Here is a 16,129-nt window from a genome sequence, read left to right on the forward strand (position 1 = left end):
AGGGCTGGCCTGTGAAAAGTTCAGTGCAATCACGCCTGTCTACCCGGCTGAACGCCCGCAGCCGCCACAGGTCACAACTTTTGAAGGCACCCAGTCGGTGTGCCTGCAGGAGGATTCAGGATGAGCACTTACAATTGGGATCTGATCGAACGTCTGTTGCATGAAGTACAGAACGGCGAGGGCAGCTTTGCCCCGCGCAAATATGCCGAACAGGAAGCGGCCGATAAGGCCACGGCCGGCGAGTTCACTGGCGATCTGGATGCGTTGAAAAAGACCGCCGCCGATTACGAAGCGCTGTTGTTCAAGCGCGGCTTTATCGAGTCCCGGCCTGAAGACGAGGGCGGCAACGGCGAGAATTTCATTTTGACGCCCTTGGGCGCGCAGCTGCTGGCATTGATCGACAGCGCCATCCCGGGTAACGATCACCCGCGCCAAGTGCTCGACGAGCAGGCCGACGCGCTGGACCCGGCGACGTTCGAGATGGTGGCCTCCAAGGCACAGATCGCCTGAGCACGCGCAAACTGTCAAATCGGTAATCTGGCGCTAAGCCAACTGACAGGCGCCGATCCCTACTCTGCAGTCATTCAATTGACGGGAACGGTATCGGCATGCACTCCAACACTTCTCGACGAACCTTCGTCAAAGGCTTGGCTGCGGCCGGCCTGCTGGGCGGCGCAGGCCTGTGGCGGCCACCGGTCTGGGCCCTGGCCAGCACCGGGCAGCCGGGTGTGCTGGCGGGCAGCGAGTTCGAGCTGTCTATCGGCCAGACTGCGGTCAATTTCACCGGCCACGTGCGCACCGCGCTGACGATCAACGGCAGCCTGCCAGGCCCGCTGCTGCGCTGGCGTGAAGGCGATACCGTAACCTTGCGCGTGCACAATCGCCTGGCGCAGCCGACGTCGATCCACTGGCACGGGATTATCCTGCCGGCAAATATGGATGGCGTGCCGGGCCTGAGTTTCAAGGGGATCGAGCCGGGCGGGGTGTATGTCTACCAGTTCAAGGTCAACCAGCACGGCACCTACTGGTATCACAGCCACTCCGGGCTCCAGGAGCAACAAGGGGTCTACGGCCCGCTGGTGATCGACCCCAGGGAGCCCGAACCCTTCACTTACCAGCGTGACTACGTGGTGATGTTCAGCGACTGGACCGACGAAGATCCCGCCGCCCTGATGAAAACCCTGAAGAAACAGTCCGATTACTACAACCTGCATAAGCCCACCGTGGGCGACTTCATCAAGGATGTGGCCGACAAGGGCTGGTCGGCTACTGCCGCCGACCGCCTGATGTGGGCGAAAATGAAGATGAACCCCACGGATCTGGCGGACGTCAGCGGCACGACCTACACCTATTTGATGAACGGCCAGGTCCCAGCGCAAAACTGGACCGGGCTGTTTCGCGCCGGTGAGAAAATCCGCCTGCGCTTTATCAACGGCTCGGCCATGACCTACTTCGATGTGCGTATTCCAGGCCTGAAGATGACGGTGGTGGCTGCCGACGGCCAGCCGGTAAAACCGGTCAGCGTGGACGAGTTGCGCATCGCCGTGGCCGAGACGTATGACGTGATCGTCGAGCCAAGCGAGGCGGCCTACACCCTGTTTGCCCAAGCCATGGACCGTACCGGCTATGCACGCGGCACCCTCAGCCGCCAGCCGGGATTACTGGCGCCGGTTCCAGCGCTGGCCCCGCGTCCCTGGTTGACCATGGACGATGTGGGGATGGGCGGCATGGACCACGGCGCCATGGGCGATATGCCGGACATGGACCATGGACAGATGGCCGGGATGGACGGCGGGGTGATGCAAGGCATGTCCGGCATGGATGGGCAGAGCATGGCAGGCATGGACCACAGTGCGATGCCCGGCATGGACCACAGCGCGATGGCGGGGATGTCGATGCAAAGCCATCCGGCCAGCGAAAGCAACAACCCGCTGGTGGACATGCAGGCGATGAGCACCTCGCCCAAGCTCGACGACCCGGGGATTGGCCTGCGAAACAACGGACGCAAGGTCCTGACCTATGCCGACTTGCGCAGCACCTTTGCCGACCCCGATGGCCGCGAACCCGGCCGCACCATCGAGTTGCACCTGACCGGGCATATGGAGAAGTTCGTCTGGTCCTTCGACGGGGTGAAGTTCTCCGATGCCGAGCCGCTGCGGCTGACCTATGGCGAGCGCGTGCGGCTGGTGCTGGTCAACGACACCATGATGACCCACCCCATCCATCTGCATGGCATGTGGAGCGACCTGGAAGACGAAAACGGCCAGTTCATGGTGCGCAAACATACGATCGACATGCCGCCGGGCTCGCGTCGCAGCTACCGGGTGACGGCCGATGCCCTGGGGCGATGGGCCTTCCACTGCCATCTGCTGTACCACATGGAAATGGGCATGTTCCGTGAAGTCCGGGTGCAAGAGTGAGGAGCCGACCATGAACCCTTTATTTCGACCTGTTGCACTGCTGATCGCCACCTGCGCACCGGTGGCGCTGGCCACTGCCCAAACCATGGATCACAGCCAGATGCAGGGCATGGCGCCCGCCAAGCCGGCGGCCACCAGCCACAGTCGCACGCCGATCCCGGTGTTGACCGACGCAGACCGTGCAGCGGTCTACAACGCACCGGGTGGGCACAAGGTGCATGACAGCGGTCTCAACTCGTTGTTTGTCATCAATCAGTTGGAATGGCAGGGCTCCGACGATGGCAATGCCCTGGGGTGGGATGTCAACGGCTGGGTGGGCGGCGATATTGATCGCCTGTGGTTACGCACCGAGGGCGAGCGCGCCAAGGGCAAGACCGAAAAGGCCGAGGTCCAGGCGTTATGGGGGCACGCTATCAGCCCCTGGTGGGATGTGGTGGCCGGTATGCGCCAGGACTTCAAGCCAGGCGACAGTCAGACGTGGGCGGCCTTCGGCCTGCAAGGCATGGTCCTGTACAACTTTGAAGCCGAGGCCACGCTGTTTGTCGGCGACGGCGGCCAGAGCGCCGCGCGCCTGGAAGGTGACTACGACATTTTGCTGACCAACCAGCTGGTCTTGCAGCCCACCGCCGAGGCCAACTTCTATGGGAAAAACGACCCCGGGCGCGGGATTGGTTCCGGCCTGGCAGACACCGAACTCGGGGTGCGGCTGCGTTACGAAATCCGCCGCGAGTTTGCCCCTTATGTCGGCGTGACCTGGAATCGCGCCTATGGCCAGACGGCCGAATACGCCAGGGATGAGGGCGAGGACCGCAACGAGGTGCGCTGGGTCTTGGGTGTACGCCTGTGGTTCTGATGGAACACCACTTTACTAATAACCTGCCGTCATGAGCGGCCAGGAGCCTTGCATGTCTGTGTTTAAAGCGGTTGCGCTGTGTGCTGGACTGTTGATGAGTGTGCCGGTATTGGCACATCCGACGTTGTTGTCTTCATCGCCAGCCGATGGCGCCAAGGGCGCTGCCCCCGCAACCATCGAGCTGCATTTTTCGGAGAACCTGATAACGCAGTTCTCCGGGGCCAAACTGATCATGACCGCGATGCCCGGCATGGCCCATTCACCCATGCCGGTCAAGGCCAGCGTGTCGGGCGGCAGTGATCCCAAGGTGATGCTGATCAAGCCCACGGCGCCGCTGCCGGTCGGGACCTACAGGGTGGACTGGCGTGCGGTGTCGTCGGATACCCATCCCATCACCGGTAATCTGGTGTTCAGCGTCCAGCCATGAGTGACTTACTGGGTATCGCCTTACGGTTTGCGTTGTACCTGGACCTGATGCTGCTGTTTGGCTTGGGGTTGTTTGCTCTGTATGGCTTGAAGGCGTCGGAACGAGTGTCCGGTGTGGTCTTGAATATCAGGGGCTGGCTGGCCGGCACTGCCATCCTGGGCGTGCTGCTTTCAATGGCTTCGTTGCTGGTGATGACGCGGGCCATGAGCGGCGAGCAAGCGTGGCAGGCCCTTGGGCCGCATGTGCAGATGATGCTGTGGCAGACCGAGCTGGGCTTGACCTGGATACTGCGTATCGGGGCGTTGTGGTTCGCGGTGCTGGCTGTTATGGCCGGTGCGGCATGGCCCACCGGCAGTCTATGGCTGGCGACCTGTGCCGCCGGTGTCGCCCTGGCGACACTGGCCTGGGCCGGTCACGGCGCGATGAGTGACGGGGCGCTGCGCGCCTGGCACTTGATGGCCGACAGCGCACACCTGTTGGCGGCCGGCGCCTGGTTCGGGGCATTGGCGGCGTTTGGGCTGCTGTTGCTGCCTGGGAACACGCAGGACATTGCGCCAGTGAGGATCCTGGCCAGGGCGCTGACCGGCTTTGAGGTGGTCGGCGCGGTGCTGGTGGCGGTGTTGATAGTCACTGGCGTGGTGAATTACCTGTTGGTGGTCGGGGCGAAGCTGGACGGGATTATCCAGAGTACCTACGGCATTTTATTCAGCCTGAAACTGGCGTTGTTTGGGGTGATGTTGGCTATGGCGGCACTCAACCGCTTCCATCTGAGCCCGCTTCTGCTGCGGGCGGTGGAGACCGGCGAGCAGGCAATGGCCTGTCGTGCCCTGCGCCGCAGTTTGAGCCTGGAGTTTGGCGCGGTGCTGCTGATCCTGGGGTTGGTGGCAGGGCTGGGGACATTGGGCCCGATGTCGTCCGACTAGGCCGGGCTGTCCTTGAGGCACTTGAGTGCCTGGAAATCGCTGCGCACCTTAGCGATTCTCTGCACCAGCTTCTGGCGTTGTTGCACCGTGCTTTCGGCCATCACGTCCACCAGCAGACTGCGGGCTGCGGCTTCGGTCTGGGCATAGGCCTGGCGATAGTCCGCGGTCCACAGGCTTTCACGGTCCACCAGCAACTGCTCCATCTTGCGTGGGAAGTCGCTGCTGGCCCGTTGATTGACTGCGGCGATGAACTGCGCCTGCCAATGGGCACGGTTGCCGATCCATTGCTGGTTCTGCGCGCCGAGGGCAGTGGACCAGGCCAGCACACGCTCTTGCTGGCTGGCGCTCAATGGGCCTAGCCAGGCATCCAGGCGCTTGCTCATGCGCTCGCTACGCTCCTTGATCTGTTGCTCCAGGGGCGGCTTGAGGTATTCGTTCTGGCGTTTGCCCAGGTCCTTGGTCAGCGCGGCATCCATCTCGCGCACTTGCTGCTCATCCAGCCCGCGCAGCAACTCGATGGCTGATGGGGTGATTTGCCGGGCGACGTCGGCGATTGCTTGCTTGGCTTCAAGGGCGTGGGCTTGCAGGGCGGCGTCACTGACCTGGTGGCTGTCGACCATCTGCTGCAGGCGGTCGAGCCAGTCCAGGTAGCCAGGTAATTGGGTGGTGCAGTGCCAGGCCAGGTGTTCCTTGAGCGTTTCGTTGAACCAGCTTTTCTGCCCGGCGTTCATGTCCAGGTAGTCGTTGAGGGTCCAGGGGATGATCACGTCGAGATTGCGATAGGCCAGGCCCACGCGGTTGCAGCCGGCAAGCAGGGCGCTCAGGACCAGTAAAGCAGCCAGGATTCTTAACCGACGCAGCATGGGCGAGTCCTTGCGCAGACCAGGGATGTTCATCTGAACCCGCCGGGGGCGTGACAGTTCAGCCCATCAATAAAACGACCGCTCGGCCTTTAGGGTCAACAGGCCATCACATTGCGAATTGTGTCCGGAGTAGGCCGAGCAGTCGCTGCCGTTGAGGTTGGAGTCGCTGTAGATCAGGTCCAGGTCCATGCCCATCCACGGTCGGGAAAATTTCACCGACCAGTCGCTGAAACTGCGGATAGAGCCGCCCTCCACCGAGGCCGGGGCGCCCAACTGATGAGTGGTGTACTTCATGCTCACGCCAATGCCAAACGGCTGGGTGCCGCCCAGGTCGGCAAACAGGGTGCTGTCGCGACGGTCGGGGTCATTGCCCAGTGACACGCCAAACCGATTGCCCAGCAGGTTCAGGCCGCCGTAGAACTCCTGGCTGTCGAGGGGGCTCAGCTTGGGGTAGCTGTAGTGAATCATCCCCAGTTCATAGCCCAGGGTCTGGTCGAACGGGCGCTTGAAGCCCATGTAGGAATCGACTTCCAGTTTGCTCGCGGGCGACAGGCCCATGCTCGGAGAGAACTGGCCGAAGTACAGGCCGCTGGCGTGGCTCAGGTCGAGGCCGCCGTGAAACGAGTTGCTGCCCGGTGTGGTGGGTTTGACCAGGCCCTGGGCCATGCTGCGGCCGGGCGTGGTGCCCAGTTTCAAGTCGAAGTCGCCCAGTTCACGCTGGAACACCTGCGCTTCGGCGAGGGGGCTGGCAAGCAGGGCGCTGACCAGAAAAATACAGGGTTTGAGCACGCTTCACTCCATGAAAAGCGAGGAGCAGTAACGGGAGAAATCGGGCAAATGCCCGTTCTAGACGTGTGCAAGCATACCGGCGAAAGTCAGGTATTGAGACCCGTTCGTCGATTGGCGTGGTTGAATGTGTGTCGGGGGGATGTTGCTGGCTCTAGTCCTAGCGCCTTGATAGGCAAGGCGCTTAGGGACCAGGTGGGCTGCGTAGGCGGCTTGCGCGCTTACTTCTTACCCAGGGTGATCTGCTTGGACGGGCCGAATGTCTGGCCGCTCACGCCCTTGGCGATCTGCTGGATTTCGCCACCGGACTTGAGGAACGCGGCGATTTGGTTGTTGATCGATTCGCTGGTTTCAACGGCGGGAGCTGGCTTTGCTTTGCTGTTGGATGCTTTTACGCGCATGGCGGCCACTAACCTGTAGAAAATTAACTTGGCCAGGCATCGTACATGAAATGCTTGACAATTGCTTGGTAAATATCTCCCAGGAATAAGCTGCGCTATTATAGAAGCCCGAAGTTGGTCTTTGGTCGAAGGCCCTAACTCGCTGTTTTAAATAGAAACCGTGGGTAAAAATAGCACCTGGCCATTGCTGCACGGCGGCAGCTTGACCTGACGAGCGGGGCAATTGTCGGCAAGTGCCCGGCAAACCCGCGATTTTTCAGGGTTGCGCGCCTGGACACGGGACCGCCGCCTTCAACTCGGGTAGAATGCCGCCCACGCAATGAGGGTATTGGAAATGGCTTTAGTCGGGCGCTACAACAGTTTGCAAGTGGTTAAACACACTAACTTTGGTTTGTATCTGGACGGTGAACAAGAGGGCGAAATCCTCTTGCCCAATCGTTATATTCCCAAAGATATTCCCAGTGAAGATGAAGACTGGCTTAACGTTTTTATTTATCTGGACAGCGATGACAAACTTATCGCGACCACTGAAAAACCAAAAGTGCAGGTGGGCGAGTTCGCCAGCCTGAAAGTGGTTGAAGTCAACAGCATCGGGGTGTTCCTCGACTGGGGCCTGCCCAAGGACCTGCTGCTGCCGTATTCCGAAGAAAAACGCCAGCTGACCGCCGGTGAATACTGTGTGGTGCACGTCTACCTCGACAAACACACCAAGCGCATCACCGCCACAGCGCGCCTGGACCGTTACCTGGACAAGACGCCGGCCAACTACACCGTGGGCCAGGAAGTCGACTTGCTGGTTGCCGAAGCCACTGATATGGGCTTCAAGGCAATCATCAATAACAAGCACTGGGGCCTGATCCACAAGAACGAAGTGTTCAAGTTCCTGCGTCCGGGCAAGGAAGAGAAGGGCTTCATCAAGGAAATCCGCGCCGACGGCAATATCAGCCTGAGCCTGCAGCCGGTCGGCGAGCAAGCGGCGTCCAGCCTGAACTCGAAGATCCTCGCCAAGTTGCGTGAAAACAACGGCAGCCTGCCGGTCAGCGACAAGAGTGACCCGACCGTGATCAGCAACTTGTTTGGCGTGAGCAAGGGCAACTTCAAGAAGGCCATTGGTGCGCTGTACAAGCAGGGGCAGATCGTAATTCACGCTGATCGTATTGAACTAAGCTGATTGCAACCTGCTCTTGTGTAGGCGTCGCTATCGCCGGTCAGCCGGCTCCTGCAGTGGGTCATCGCCATGGGCAAAAAAGTCGTGTTTGCTTACCTCGGTACGTTGTTGGCTTTTTTAGTGCTCGATGGCCTCTGGCTTGGGGTATTGATGGGGCCGACCTACAAGGGCCTGCTCGGGCCGCTGATGCTTGAGCAACCGCGATTGCTCCCGGCGGCGCTGTTCTACTGCCTTTATGTATTCGGCTGTGTGGCCTTTGTAGTGTTGCCGGCGCTGGCCAGTGGCGGCTGGCAACGGGCTGCCCGCCTCGGTGCCTTGCTTGGGTTGGTCGCCTATGGCACCTACGACCTGAGCAACTGGGCGACCTTGCAAGGCTGGTCTGCGGGGTTGGCAATGATGGACATGGCGTGGGGCACCTTTCTCACCGCGGCCTGCTGCTCGCTGGGATACTGGGCGGCGCGGCGCGTCAGCGGCTGACCGGCGCCCGGCAATCAACCTTAATCTGGGCGGGGCGTAACAGTAGCGCCCCGGCCAGTATCAAGCCGCTGCCGGCTAACGTCAGTGCCGGCTGCAAGCCGCCACTAAAATGGTTGCTCAACGACGCCAGCAGCGGGCCACTTAACTGGCCCAGGGCAAAACACGCCGTCAGCAGGCCGGTGCTCCGTTGCGCGCCGTGGGGCGCAACTTCCCGCGAACGTTGCATCACCAATTGCATGCAGGCCAGAAATGGCAGCCCACAGAGCAATACACCCAGCACCAATCCCACGCCATTGCCCCACAGGCAGGCGAAGACGCCAATCGCTTGCATCCCCAGGGTTGCCATCAACCAGTAGCGTGTGGTGTCGGGGTTGGGCTTGCGCAGACTGACCAGCAACACGCCCAGGGCCGCCGCCAAGCCAAAGCATGGCCAGAACAGGTCTGCCTGCCAGGCGCCCTTGAACTGCGCGCTGGCCATTTGCGACAGGAAGGTGGCCGGAATGATGTAGCCCAGGCCATACAGCAGGTAAATCCAGCCCAGATGCGCGATGCTGCCGTTGCGCCCGGCAGGGGCGCTGCTTTGCGGCGCCCCCTTGTCCGGCTTGGGCAGGAACGGCAGGATCACCAGCAACATGCCCAGGGCGACCACGCCGTACACCAGCCACAGTGTTGCCGAATCCTCGCCCAACAGGTTGGAGGCCAGTGCCAACAATCCCGTCAGCAGGATCCCCAGTCCAGGCCCGGCAAACACCAGTGCCCCCAGCCGCGGGCGCCCGGCGGCAATCGCCAGCGGCTGGCTCAGGCCGGTAATCATCACCAGCACCCAGGCGCTGGCCACACCCGTGCCGAAGCGCAGCAACAGGTGCGACCAGAAGCCGTTGGCCCAGAACGACGCCAGGGTCAGCAGCACACACAACCACAACCCGCCGAGCAACCGTCCGCGTATGTGGTGATGACTGCGCGCGAACATCGAGTCCACGGCCCCCACGAAATAGCCCAGGTAGTTGGCCGCGGCAATCAGCCCGGCGGCGGTCAGGTCGATTTGCCCTTCGCTGAGCAAGTGCGGCATCTGCGGGGTGAGAGCAAAGCGGCCAATGCCCATGGCCATCATCAGGGCGATAAAACTGGCGAGTAAACGAATCAGGGGAGACATGGGCCAAATTCCAGGAAGAAGCGATGACCTCAGGCTAAGGTGGATTAGTGTTCAGTAAAAATGAATAATACTGAGCAACTTGTTCAGTTTAGGAGAAAGGTCGTGGAGTTCAGCCAACTGCGTATTTTCCAGGCCGTGGCCGAAGAGGGCTCCATCACCCGTGCTGCAGAGCGTCTGCACCGGGTGCCATCGAACCTCTCGACCCGCCTCAAGCAAATGGAAGAGCAACTGGGCGTCGAGCTGTTCGTGCGCGAGCGCCAGCGCCTGCAACTGTCGCCTGCCGGCAAGGTGCTGCTCGACTACAGCACGCGCCTTTTGGCCCTGCATGATGAAGCGCACGGTGCCGTGCAGGGTGGCCAACCGGCCGGGGATTTTGTGCTGGGCAGCATGTACAGCACCGCTGCGATCCATTTGCCGAAACTGCTGGCGCAATATCACAAGGCTTACCCCATGGTGAACCTGCAAGTGCAGTCGGCGCCCAGTGGTGAACTGCTCGAAGGCCTGATCACCGGGCGCCTGGATGCGGCGCTGGTGGATGGCCCGTTGACCCTGGCGACCCTGGACGGCGTACCGCTGTGTGAGGAGCGCCTGCTGCTGATCTGCGAGGCGGACCACCCACCGGTACGCGGCCCGCAGGATGTGGCCGGGCGCGCGGTGTTCACCTTCCGACGCAGTTGTTCCTATCGGGCGCGCCTGGAGGCGTGGTTTTCCCACGACCGTGTGGCCATGGGTCGCGCCATCGAGATCGAGTCCTATCAAGGCATGCTTGCATGTGTGATTGCCGGTTCCGGGGTTGCGTTGATGTCCGAGTCGATGCTCGACAGCCTGCCCGGCAAGGACAGCGTGTCGATCCATCCCCTGGCCGAGCCATTTGCCCACGCCACCACCTGGCTGATGTGGCGCAAAGGCATGCTCGGGGCTAATCTCAATGCATGGATTGACCTGCAGCAAGAGGGCAAGACGCGGCCTGTACAAGAGTCCCGGGCGATTGCCTGACCGCCCCGTCAGGATTTGTATCAATTCAGTAATGGTTCGTTGCGGTTTCAGACAAGCATTACGTGGGACTTAGTACTACTATCTGTAGGAAGCAGCCACAGAATTCCAGCTGCTCGGCACTACCCTCAAAGGGGGCACCATGAAAGAAAAACTGCAAAACTGGCTGCACGACCTCGGCGTCGCACTCGGCTTGATCGAGCCACCGCTGCAACCGGTGCCAATCCGCACCGATGACGAACAGCGCCGCCCGCGTCGCAGGTAAGTCCGGAAAAGCGCTCAGACATTGGTGTTTGGGCGCGATCACTCGTCACACTGTCCCTGAAGCACAGTAGATTGGGCGTGCGGTTGTATGCGATTGCTTTGTACCAGTCTAAGTCCGGACTCCTAAATTAAGTTGCGCTCACCTTGTCTGACCCTGGAAGTATTCTGGTCGGACGTTTCTTTTTGTCTGCTCCCTCGACCACTTCCGTGTTTGGACGCTTTATATTCCTGCTCTCTTCAAGGAAGGAAGACAGGGCTATGTCGTGTGTTAACAGTGATGGAATGCTGGTTTCCGCCAAGGTGATACTGCGTCGGTTTTACGCGATTGAGCATGGGGATCTGCACGGTATACATGCTTTAGTTGTCCACCAGACGGATGCACCTACTGCGCAACATACGTTCAACGGCTACCTTGCAAAAGGCAGTGGTGCGCACTTTCTGATTGATAAAAATGGCTTTGTTTACCAGACGGCCAGCTTGAAAAAGCGCTGCTACCACGTTGGAAAGCTCATACGCTCGAAGTGCCTGGCGATTGATAAAAAATCGTGTGACAGCGCCCAGGTGGCCCGTATTCAAGCGTTATCGTGGACTGCGCAGATCAAGGCGTTGGACGCACATGAGCGAGCAAAAAGCTATCCTGAACGCTATCCTGTGAACTCCGACTCTATTGGCATCGAATTGGTGGGCAAACACTTGGATACCTCGCGGTATGAGTCCGTTACCCCCTTGCAGAACCAATCCCTTCAATGGCTCGTCAACGAGTTATATGTTCATTTCAACCTGTCCTCGGGTGATGTCTACAGGCATCCGCAGATATCCTATAAAAACCCGGGTGAAGCCAGTAGTGCGGTGTGGGAATGATGCCGATCAAAGCATGGCCGATAGGCGCATTACTCGTTCTTGCGGGATGTACGGATCGGCACACGCCCGACCTTGAAGGCATTGTTGTCTCCAGCTTCCAATCCCAAGAACCTGAGAGTTGCCGGCCTTCTGATGTGCCCCTTGATCCAAACCGTGTGCAGGCGTTTTTCCAGCGCGCCTCGAAGATTGATAGCCGCACCCTGCATGACCGTTACGAGTGGGCCCCTTGTTATCTGGAGGGCAACCTGAAGTACAACGGGCATATCTGCACATGGCAGGTTAGGGCGGGAGCTACTGGGGTCATCTGGTGTTCGGCGAAAGAGCAGTACTTTGCCTGTGACGAATGTGGTGATCTGTTTGAAAGACCTGAACAGTAAATAAGAGGGTGGGTGCGACAACCGACATCGCACCCGCTCAAGCCAGCTTCACTCAGGCAGCATCGGCCGCCGCCACCTCTGGCCGACGCGACAGCAGACTCACCAGCACAAAACTCACCACACTCACGCCCAGGCTGTAATAGATCGGCGTGTTTGCCTCCAAGCCATCCTTGACCATAAACACCAGTGACGTGACAAACCCCAATGCCATGGCGCTGATCGCACCCGCCGTCGTAGCGCGTTTCCAGTAAATCGCCCCGATCAATGGGATCAGCATGCCGCCGACCAGCAGGTTATAGGCCAGGGTCAGTGCGCTGATCACGTCGGTGACTATCAAGGCGATACCCAGCACGGCCACCCCAGTCAGCAGGGTGAACAAGCGGTTGATGTTCAGGCTCGACTGCTTGCCGCCGCGCAGGCGCGGCAGCAGGTCTTCGGTCAGCACGGTGGACGCGGCGAGCAGGCCGGCGCTGGCGGTGGACATCATCGCCGCCAGGGCCGCCGCGATCACCAGGCCGCGCAGGCCATCGGGCAACGACAGTTTGACGATGGCGGCGAAGGCGTTGTTGACGTTGTCCAGGTCCGGGATCAGCACATGGGCGGCCATGCCGATCAGGGCGCAGGCCAGGCCGTAGAGGATGCAGTAGAAGCCGGCGAAGGTTCCTGCGTACTGGGCGACTTTTGCGTCACGGGCGGTAAACACCCGTTGCCAGATGTCCTGGCCGATCAGGATGCCGAAAAAGTAGATCATGAAGTAGGTGATGATGGTGTCCCAGCCGATGCTGGTGAAGCTGAAACTGGCCGCCGGCAGTTTGGCCACCAGTTCATCCCAGCCGCCTACGCGGTACAGGCAGATCGGCAGCAGGATAAACATCAGGCCGACGGTCTTGATCACAAACTGCACGATATCGGTTAGCGTCAGCGACCACATGCCGCCAATGGTCGAATACACCAGCACCACGCCACCACCCAGCAGGATGGCGGCCCAGAACGGCAGGTCAAACATCACTTGCAATACGGTGCCGATCCCCAGGATCGAGGTCACCGCCAGCATCAGCGCATAGGCCAGCATGATCAGCCCGCTGGCCTGGCGGGCCGTGGGGTTGTAGCGCTGCTCCAGGACCTGGGTCACGGTGAAGATTTTCAGCTTGAGCAAGGGTTTGGCGAGAAACAGGTTCAGCGCAATGATCCCCGTGCCCAGCGCCGCGCAGAGCCAGAACCCGGAAATACCATGCACATAACCCAGGCGCACGCTGCCCACCGTGGACGCGCCGCCCAGCACCGTCGCGGCCATGGTGCCCATGTACAGGGTCGGCCCCAGGTTGCGCCCGGCGACCAGGTAATCTTCATGGGTCTTGGCCCGGCGCATGCCGAAATAGCCGAGCACGAGCATGCCGGCGGCGTAGATAAGTACGACGAATAGATCCAGAGCCATGGTGGCGCCTCTCCAGTTATTGTTTTTATGGACTAATCAGGTGACGCGCTACATCAACGGTGCGTGACTCCAGGCAGCACGCAGAGCATTTCGTACAGCAGGTTGGCGCCCAGCAACGAGGTGTTGCCGGTGGTGTCGTAGGGCGGCGAAACCTCCACCAGGTCACAACCAATCAGGTCCAGGCCCTGGCAGCCCCGGATGATCTCGATCGCCTGGATGGTGGTCAGCCCGCCGATTTCCGGGGTGCCGGTGCCGGGCGCCCAGGCCGGGTCGATGCCGTCGATGTCGAAACTCAGGTACACCGGGCCGCCGCCGACCTTTTCCCGAACTTCGGCCATCAACGGCGCGAGGGAGTGGTGCCAGCATTCTTCGGCCTGGACCACGCGGAACCCCTGTTTGCGGCTCCAATTGAAGTCTTCGGCGGTATAGCCCTGGGCGCGCAGGCCGATTTGCACCACACGGTCGCAATCGAGCAGGCCCTCTTCGACGGCCCGGCGGAAGGTGGTGCCGTGGGCGATTTTCTCGCCGAACATATGGTCGTTGACGTCGGCGTGGGCGTCGATATGCACCAGCCCGACCTTGCCGTGTTTCTTGTGGATCGCCCGCAGGATCGGCAGGGTGATGGTGTGGTCGCCGCCCAGGGTCAGCGGGATTACGTTATGGCCGAGGATCTCATCGTAGGCTTCTTCGATAATGCGCACGGCGTCCAGCAGGTTGAAGGTGTTGATCGCCACGTCGCCGATATCGGCCACCGACAGCGAGTCGAACGGCGCAGCGCCGGTGGCCATGTTGTAGGGGCGGATCATCACCGACTCAGCGCGGATTTCACGCGGCCCGAAGCGGGTGCCGGCGCGCAGCGAGGTGCCGATATCCAGGGGCACGCCGACAAAGGCCGCATCCAGGCCGGCGGCGGTTTGCAGGTGGGGCAGGCGCATCATGGTGGCGATGCCGGCAAAGCGCGGCATTTCGTTGCCGCCCAGTGGTTGGTGAAAGATCTTGTCCACGGCAGTGCCTCATCGTTGTTGTGGTTATCAGAGGCCGATTCTGCGAAATGCCCGGCAACGGAAGAATCGCTGTGGGGAAATACTTAGTTCAGATTTTTCTAAACTAATGCCTGGGGTAGACTCCACCGGTTTGCGAAACCTGTTCCCTGTCCGCCGACTTTTTGCCTGGAGCGTCCATGGCCAATGCCTTGCCCGACCTGAAATTGCTGCGCATCTTCGTCAGCGTCGTGCGCCACCAGGGGTTTGCCAATGCCCAGCATGAGCTCAACCTGTCGACGTCGGCCATCAGCACCTATATGAGCCAACTGGAAGGCGCGTTGGGCCTGGTGCTGTGCCATCGCGGGCGTGGCGGGTTCAGCCTGACCAGCAAGGGCGAGTTGTTTCACCAGGAAACCTTGCGCCTGCTGGGCGAACTGGAGGGCTTCGAGCAATACGCGGCGGCGCTCAAGGGCGAACTGCGCGGCACGCTCAAACTGGGTGTGCTTGATTCGACCGTCAGCGACAAGGCCCTGCCATTTGCCGAAGTCATCGGCGCCTACAGCCTCGAGCATCCGGCGGTGCATCTGCACTTATCGGTGATGAGCCCCTACGAACTGCAACTGGGGGTGCAGGACAATCGTCTGGACCTGGCCATTGGCGCCTTCTCCAACCGCATGAGCGGCTTGGTCTACATGCCGCTGTACCGCGAACAGCACTGGCTCTATTGCAGCTCGCGGCATCCGCTGTTCAGCGAGCGACGCATTCCGGAGCAGGTGATTACCCAGCAACGCATGGTCGGGCGCGGTTACTGGAGCCAGGCGGAACTGGCGCGCCATGGCTTCAAACACAGCGCCGCCACTGTAGAAAGTATGGAGGCGCAGTTGATCCTGGTGTTGTCCGGCGCCTACATCGGCTACTTGCCCGAGCACTACGCCCAGGCCTGGGCCGACAAGGGCGACTTGCGGGTGCTGCTGCCGGCGACCTTTGGCTACCAGGCGCCGTTTTCGCTGATCATGCGCCGTGGGCGCAGCCGCGAACCGTTGATCCAGACCTTCCGCGATTTACTCAAAGCACAGCTCAATCAGGCCTGAATATGTCCAGACCCCAATGCCCCCGCTGCCTGCGGCCGACCACCCACTGCCTGTGCGCACTGATCCCGAGCCTGCACAGCCGTACCCGGGTGTTGCTGTTGCAGCATCCCAGCGAGGTCAACCATGCGCTCAACACCGCGCGCCTCGCCGCGTTGGGCCTGGTGAATGCGCAGTTGGTAGTGGGCGAAGTATTTGAAGACTTGCAGACCTTGCTCAACCCTCCGGGGTATCAGGCACGGCTGCTGTTTCCTGGCGAAGAGGCGCAGTCGCTGCAGACCTATGGCCCATCCGATGAGCCGTTGCTGCTGGTGGTGCCCGACGGTACCTGGCGCAAGGCGCGCAAGTTGCTGCACCTCAACCCGCTGCTGGCGGCGTTGCCACGGGTGACGCTGGCGGCGGGCGCAGTGTCCCGCTACCGATTGCGCAAGGCACCGGGGCCGGGGGCGTTGTCGACGGTGGAGGCAATTGTGCAGGCGTTGCAGGTGCTGGAGGCGCCGCAGTCATTTGATCCGTTGTTGCGGCCGTTTGAGGCGTTGATCGACGGGCAGATAGCGGCGATGGGGGAGGAGGTGTTTCAGCGCAATCATGGGGGTGATTAGCCGGTTCACCGAGGTCCAGCTCCCCCATTGACAGCGCCGCTCAAGACATGCGCGG

19 protein-coding genes are annotated in these 16,129 nt (G+C 60.9%); 13 read left to right on the forward strand and 6 right to left on the reverse strand.

The genetic code is table 11. The features are described 5' to 3' along the window. Positions 1-120 precede the first annotated feature (120 nt). The 5 genes from K1X80_RS08360 to copD all read left to right on the forward strand — a co-directional run bounded on the left by K1X80_RS08360 (position 121) and on the right by copD (position 4,623). On the forward strand, positions 121-510 hold the full coding sequence (locus tag K1X80_RS08360; RefSeq protein WP_057958830.1) for a hypothetical protein: 390 nt from the start codon (positions 121-123) through the stop codon (positions 508-510). 98 nt (positions 511-608) lie between these two features. Further along, on the forward strand, positions 609-2,420 hold the full coding sequence (locus tag K1X80_RS08365) for a copper resistance system multicopper oxidase (protein WP_057958831.1): 1,812 nt from the start codon (positions 609-611) through the stop codon (positions 2,418-2,420). Between the two features lie 10 nt (positions 2,421-2,430). Then, a complete protein-coding gene (locus K1X80_RS08370) occupies positions 2,431-3,273 on the forward strand; it encodes a copper resistance protein B (protein ID WP_057958832.1) in 843 nt (280 codons plus the stop codon). Positions 3,274-3,325: 52 nt separating this feature from the next. Continuing rightward, positions 3,326-3,700: a copper homeostasis periplasmic binding protein CopC gene (gene copC, locus K1X80_RS08375; protein WP_057958833.1), complete on the forward strand. Its 375-nt coding sequence runs from the start codon at positions 3,326-3,328 to the stop codon at positions 3,698-3,700. Beyond that, a complete protein-coding gene (gene copD / locus K1X80_RS08380; protein ID WP_057958834.1) occupies positions 3,697-4,623 on the forward strand; it encodes a copper homeostasis membrane protein CopD in 927 nt (308 codons plus the stop codon). Before copC ends, copD begins: the two co-directional genes overlap by 4 nt. Here the strand turns inward: copD and K1X80_RS08385 are convergent. The 3 genes from K1X80_RS08385 to K1X80_RS08395 all read right to left on the reverse strand — a co-directional run bounded on the left by K1X80_RS08385 (position 4,620) and on the right by K1X80_RS08395 (position 6,673). Then, positions 4,620-5,486: a DUF6279 family lipoprotein gene (locus K1X80_RS08385; protein WP_057958835.1), complete on the reverse strand. Its 867-nt coding sequence runs from the start codon at positions 5,484-5,486 to the stop codon at positions 4,620-4,622. The two genes, copD and K1X80_RS08385, sit on opposite strands and share 4 nt — an antisense overlap. Before the next feature lie 66 nt (positions 5,487-5,552). Next, positions 5,553-6,275 carry a TorF family putative porin gene (locus K1X80_RS08390; protein ID WP_057958836.1) on the reverse strand — a complete coding sequence of 241 codons (723 nt, stop codon included), beginning with the start codon at positions 6,273-6,275 and terminating at the stop codon, positions 5,553-5,555. Positions 6,276-6,493: 218 nt separating this feature from the next. Continuing rightward, positions 6,494-6,673: a hypothetical protein gene (locus tag K1X80_RS08395; RefSeq protein ID WP_007946007.1), complete on the reverse strand. Its 180-nt coding sequence runs from the start codon at positions 6,671-6,673 to the stop codon at positions 6,494-6,496. Between the two features lie 334 nt (positions 6,674-7,007). Here K1X80_RS08395 and K1X80_RS08400 point away from each other — a divergent pair, with 334 nt between their 5' ends. Together K1X80_RS08400 and K1X80_RS08405 are read left to right on the forward strand one after the other, a co-directional pair. Next, a complete protein-coding gene (locus K1X80_RS08400) occupies positions 7,008-7,844 on the forward strand; it encodes a S1 RNA-binding domain-containing protein (RefSeq protein ID WP_029292380.1) in 837 nt (278 codons plus the stop codon). 66 nt (positions 7,845-7,910) lie between these two features. Further along, positions 7,911-8,318, forward strand: a complete 408-nt coding sequence (locus tag K1X80_RS08405) for a DUF2177 family protein (RefSeq protein ID WP_057958837.1) — start codon at positions 7,911-7,913, stop codon at positions 8,316-8,318. Here K1X80_RS08405 and K1X80_RS08410 read toward each other — a convergent pair. Then, on the reverse strand, positions 8,308-9,471 hold the full coding sequence (locus K1X80_RS08410; RefSeq protein WP_057958838.1) for a YbfB/YjiJ family MFS transporter: 1,164 nt from the start codon (positions 9,469-9,471) through the stop codon (positions 8,308-8,310). The genes K1X80_RS08405 and K1X80_RS08410 overlap by 11 nt on opposite strands. 102 nt (positions 9,472-9,573) lie before the next feature. Between K1X80_RS08410 and ptrR the strand changes: the two genes are divergently transcribed. The 4 genes from ptrR (at position 9,574) to K1X80_RS08425 (ending at position 11,966) form a co-directional block, all read left to right on the forward strand. Further along, positions 9,574-10,467, forward strand: a complete 894-nt coding sequence (gene ptrR / locus K1X80_RS08415) for a putrescine utilization regulator PtrR (RefSeq protein WP_057441212.1) — start codon at positions 9,574-9,576, stop codon at positions 10,465-10,467. A gap of 139 nt (positions 10,468-10,606) precedes the next feature. After that, positions 10,607-10,729 (forward strand): PA1414 family protein, encoded by a 123-nt coding sequence (locus K1X80_RS28110; RefSeq protein WP_003210728.1) that lies wholly within the window; start codon positions 10,607-10,609, stop codon positions 10,727-10,729. A gap of 281 nt (positions 10,730-11,010) precedes the next feature. Then, positions 11,011-11,589 carry an N-acetylmuramoyl-L-alanine amidase gene (locus tag K1X80_RS08420; protein WP_225923844.1) on the forward strand — a complete coding sequence of 193 codons (579 nt, stop codon included), beginning with the start codon at positions 11,011-11,013 and terminating at the stop codon, positions 11,587-11,589. Next, a complete protein-coding gene (locus K1X80_RS08425; protein WP_178112939.1) occupies positions 11,586-11,966 on the forward strand; it encodes a hypothetical protein in 381 nt (126 codons plus the stop codon). The genes K1X80_RS08420 and K1X80_RS08425 overlap by 4 nt, the downstream gene beginning before the upstream one ends. A gap of 52 nt (positions 11,967-12,018) precedes the next feature. Here K1X80_RS08425 and K1X80_RS08430 read toward each other — a convergent pair whose 3' ends face one another. Continuing rightward, positions 12,019-13,401: a sodium:solute symporter gene (locus K1X80_RS08430; RefSeq protein ID WP_057958840.1), complete on the reverse strand. Its 1,383-nt coding sequence runs from the start codon at positions 13,399-13,401 to the stop codon at positions 12,019-12,021. Positions 13,402-13,454: 53 nt separating this feature from the next. Beyond that, the gene (speB, locus tag K1X80_RS08435) at positions 13,455-14,405 is read right to left on the reverse strand and encodes an agmatinase (RefSeq protein ID WP_120732183.1); all 951 of its coding nucleotides are present in this window, start codon (positions 14,403-14,405) and stop codon (positions 13,455-13,457) included. 176 nt (positions 14,406-14,581) lie between these two features. On the opposite strand from speB, the gene K1X80_RS08440 reads away from it, so the two are divergent. Together K1X80_RS08440 and K1X80_RS08445 are read left to right on the forward strand one after the other, a co-directional pair. After that, a complete protein-coding gene (locus K1X80_RS08440) occupies positions 14,582-15,475 on the forward strand; it encodes a LysR family transcriptional regulator (protein WP_057441205.1) in 894 nt (297 codons plus the stop codon). Positions 15,476-15,477: 2 nt separating this feature from the next. Then, complete coding sequence (locus K1X80_RS08445) at positions 15,478-16,074, forward strand: tRNA-uridine aminocarboxypropyltransferase (RefSeq protein WP_115127630.1); 597 nt, start codon at positions 15,478-15,480, stop codon at positions 16,072-16,074. The last annotated feature ends 55 nt before the right edge of the window (positions 16,075-16,129 follow it).

Source organism: Pseudomonas sp. So3.2b, assembly GCF_019464415.1.
Classification (GTDB): Bacteria; Pseudomonadota; Gammaproteobacteria; order Pseudomonadales; family Pseudomonadaceae; genus Aquipseudomonas; species Aquipseudomonas shahriarae.

Bases quoted from the DNA above. Each gene is read 5' to 3' on its own strand.
- K1X80_RS08360 (WP_057958830.1), top strand. From the start codon at position 121: ATGAGCACTTACAATTGGGATCTGATCGAACGTCTGTTGCATGAAGTA.
- K1X80_RS08365 (WP_057958831.1), top strand. From the start codon at position 609: ATGCACTCCAACACTTCTCGACGAACCTTCGTCAAAGGCTTGGCTGCG.
- K1X80_RS08370 (WP_057958832.1), top strand. From the start codon at position 2,431: ATGAACCCTTTATTTCGACCTGTTGCACTGCTGATCGCCACCTGCGCA.
- copC (WP_057958833.1), top strand. From the start codon at position 3,326: ATGTCTGTGTTTAAAGCGGTTGCGCTGTGTGCTGGACTGTTGATGAGT.
- copD (WP_057958834.1), top strand. From the start codon at position 3,697: ATGAGTGACTTACTGGGTATCGCCTTACGGTTTGCGTTGTACCTGGAC.
- K1X80_RS08385 (WP_057958835.1), bottom strand. From the start codon at position 5,486: ATGCTGCGTCGGTTAAGAATCCTGGCTGCTTTACTGGTCCTGAGCGCC.
- K1X80_RS08395 (WP_007946007.1), bottom strand. From the start codon at position 6,673: ATGCGCGTAAAAGCATCCAACAGCAAAGCAAAGCCAGCTCCCGCCGTT.
- K1X80_RS08400 (WP_029292380.1), top strand. From the start codon at position 7,008: ATGGCTTTAGTCGGGCGCTACAACAGTTTGCAAGTGGTTAAACACACT.
- K1X80_RS08405 (WP_057958837.1), top strand. From the start codon at position 7,911: ATGGGCAAAAAAGTCGTGTTTGCTTACCTCGGTACGTTGTTGGCTTTT.
- K1X80_RS08410 (WP_057958838.1), bottom strand. From the start codon at position 9,471: ATGTCTCCCCTGATTCGTTTACTCGCCAGTTTTATCGCCCTGATGATG.
- K1X80_RS28110 (WP_003210728.1), top strand. From the start codon at position 10,607: ATGAAAGAAAAACTGCAAAACTGGCTGCACGACCTCGGCGTCGCACTC.
- K1X80_RS08420 (WP_225923844.1), top strand. From the start codon at position 11,011: ATGCTGGTTTCCGCCAAGGTGATACTGCGTCGGTTTTACGCGATTGAG.
- K1X80_RS08425 (WP_178112939.1), top strand. From the start codon at position 11,586: ATGATGCCGATCAAAGCATGGCCGATAGGCGCATTACTCGTTCTTGCG.
- K1X80_RS08430 (WP_057958840.1), bottom strand. From the start codon at position 13,401: ATGGCTCTGGATCTATTCGTCGTACTTATCTACGCCGCCGGCATGCTC.
- K1X80_RS08440 (WP_057441205.1), top strand. From the start codon at position 14,582: ATGGCCAATGCCTTGCCCGACCTGAAATTGCTGCGCATCTTCGTCAGC.
- K1X80_RS08445 (WP_115127630.1), top strand. From the start codon at position 15,478: ATGTCCAGACCCCAATGCCCCCGCTGCCTGCGGCCGACCACCCACTGC.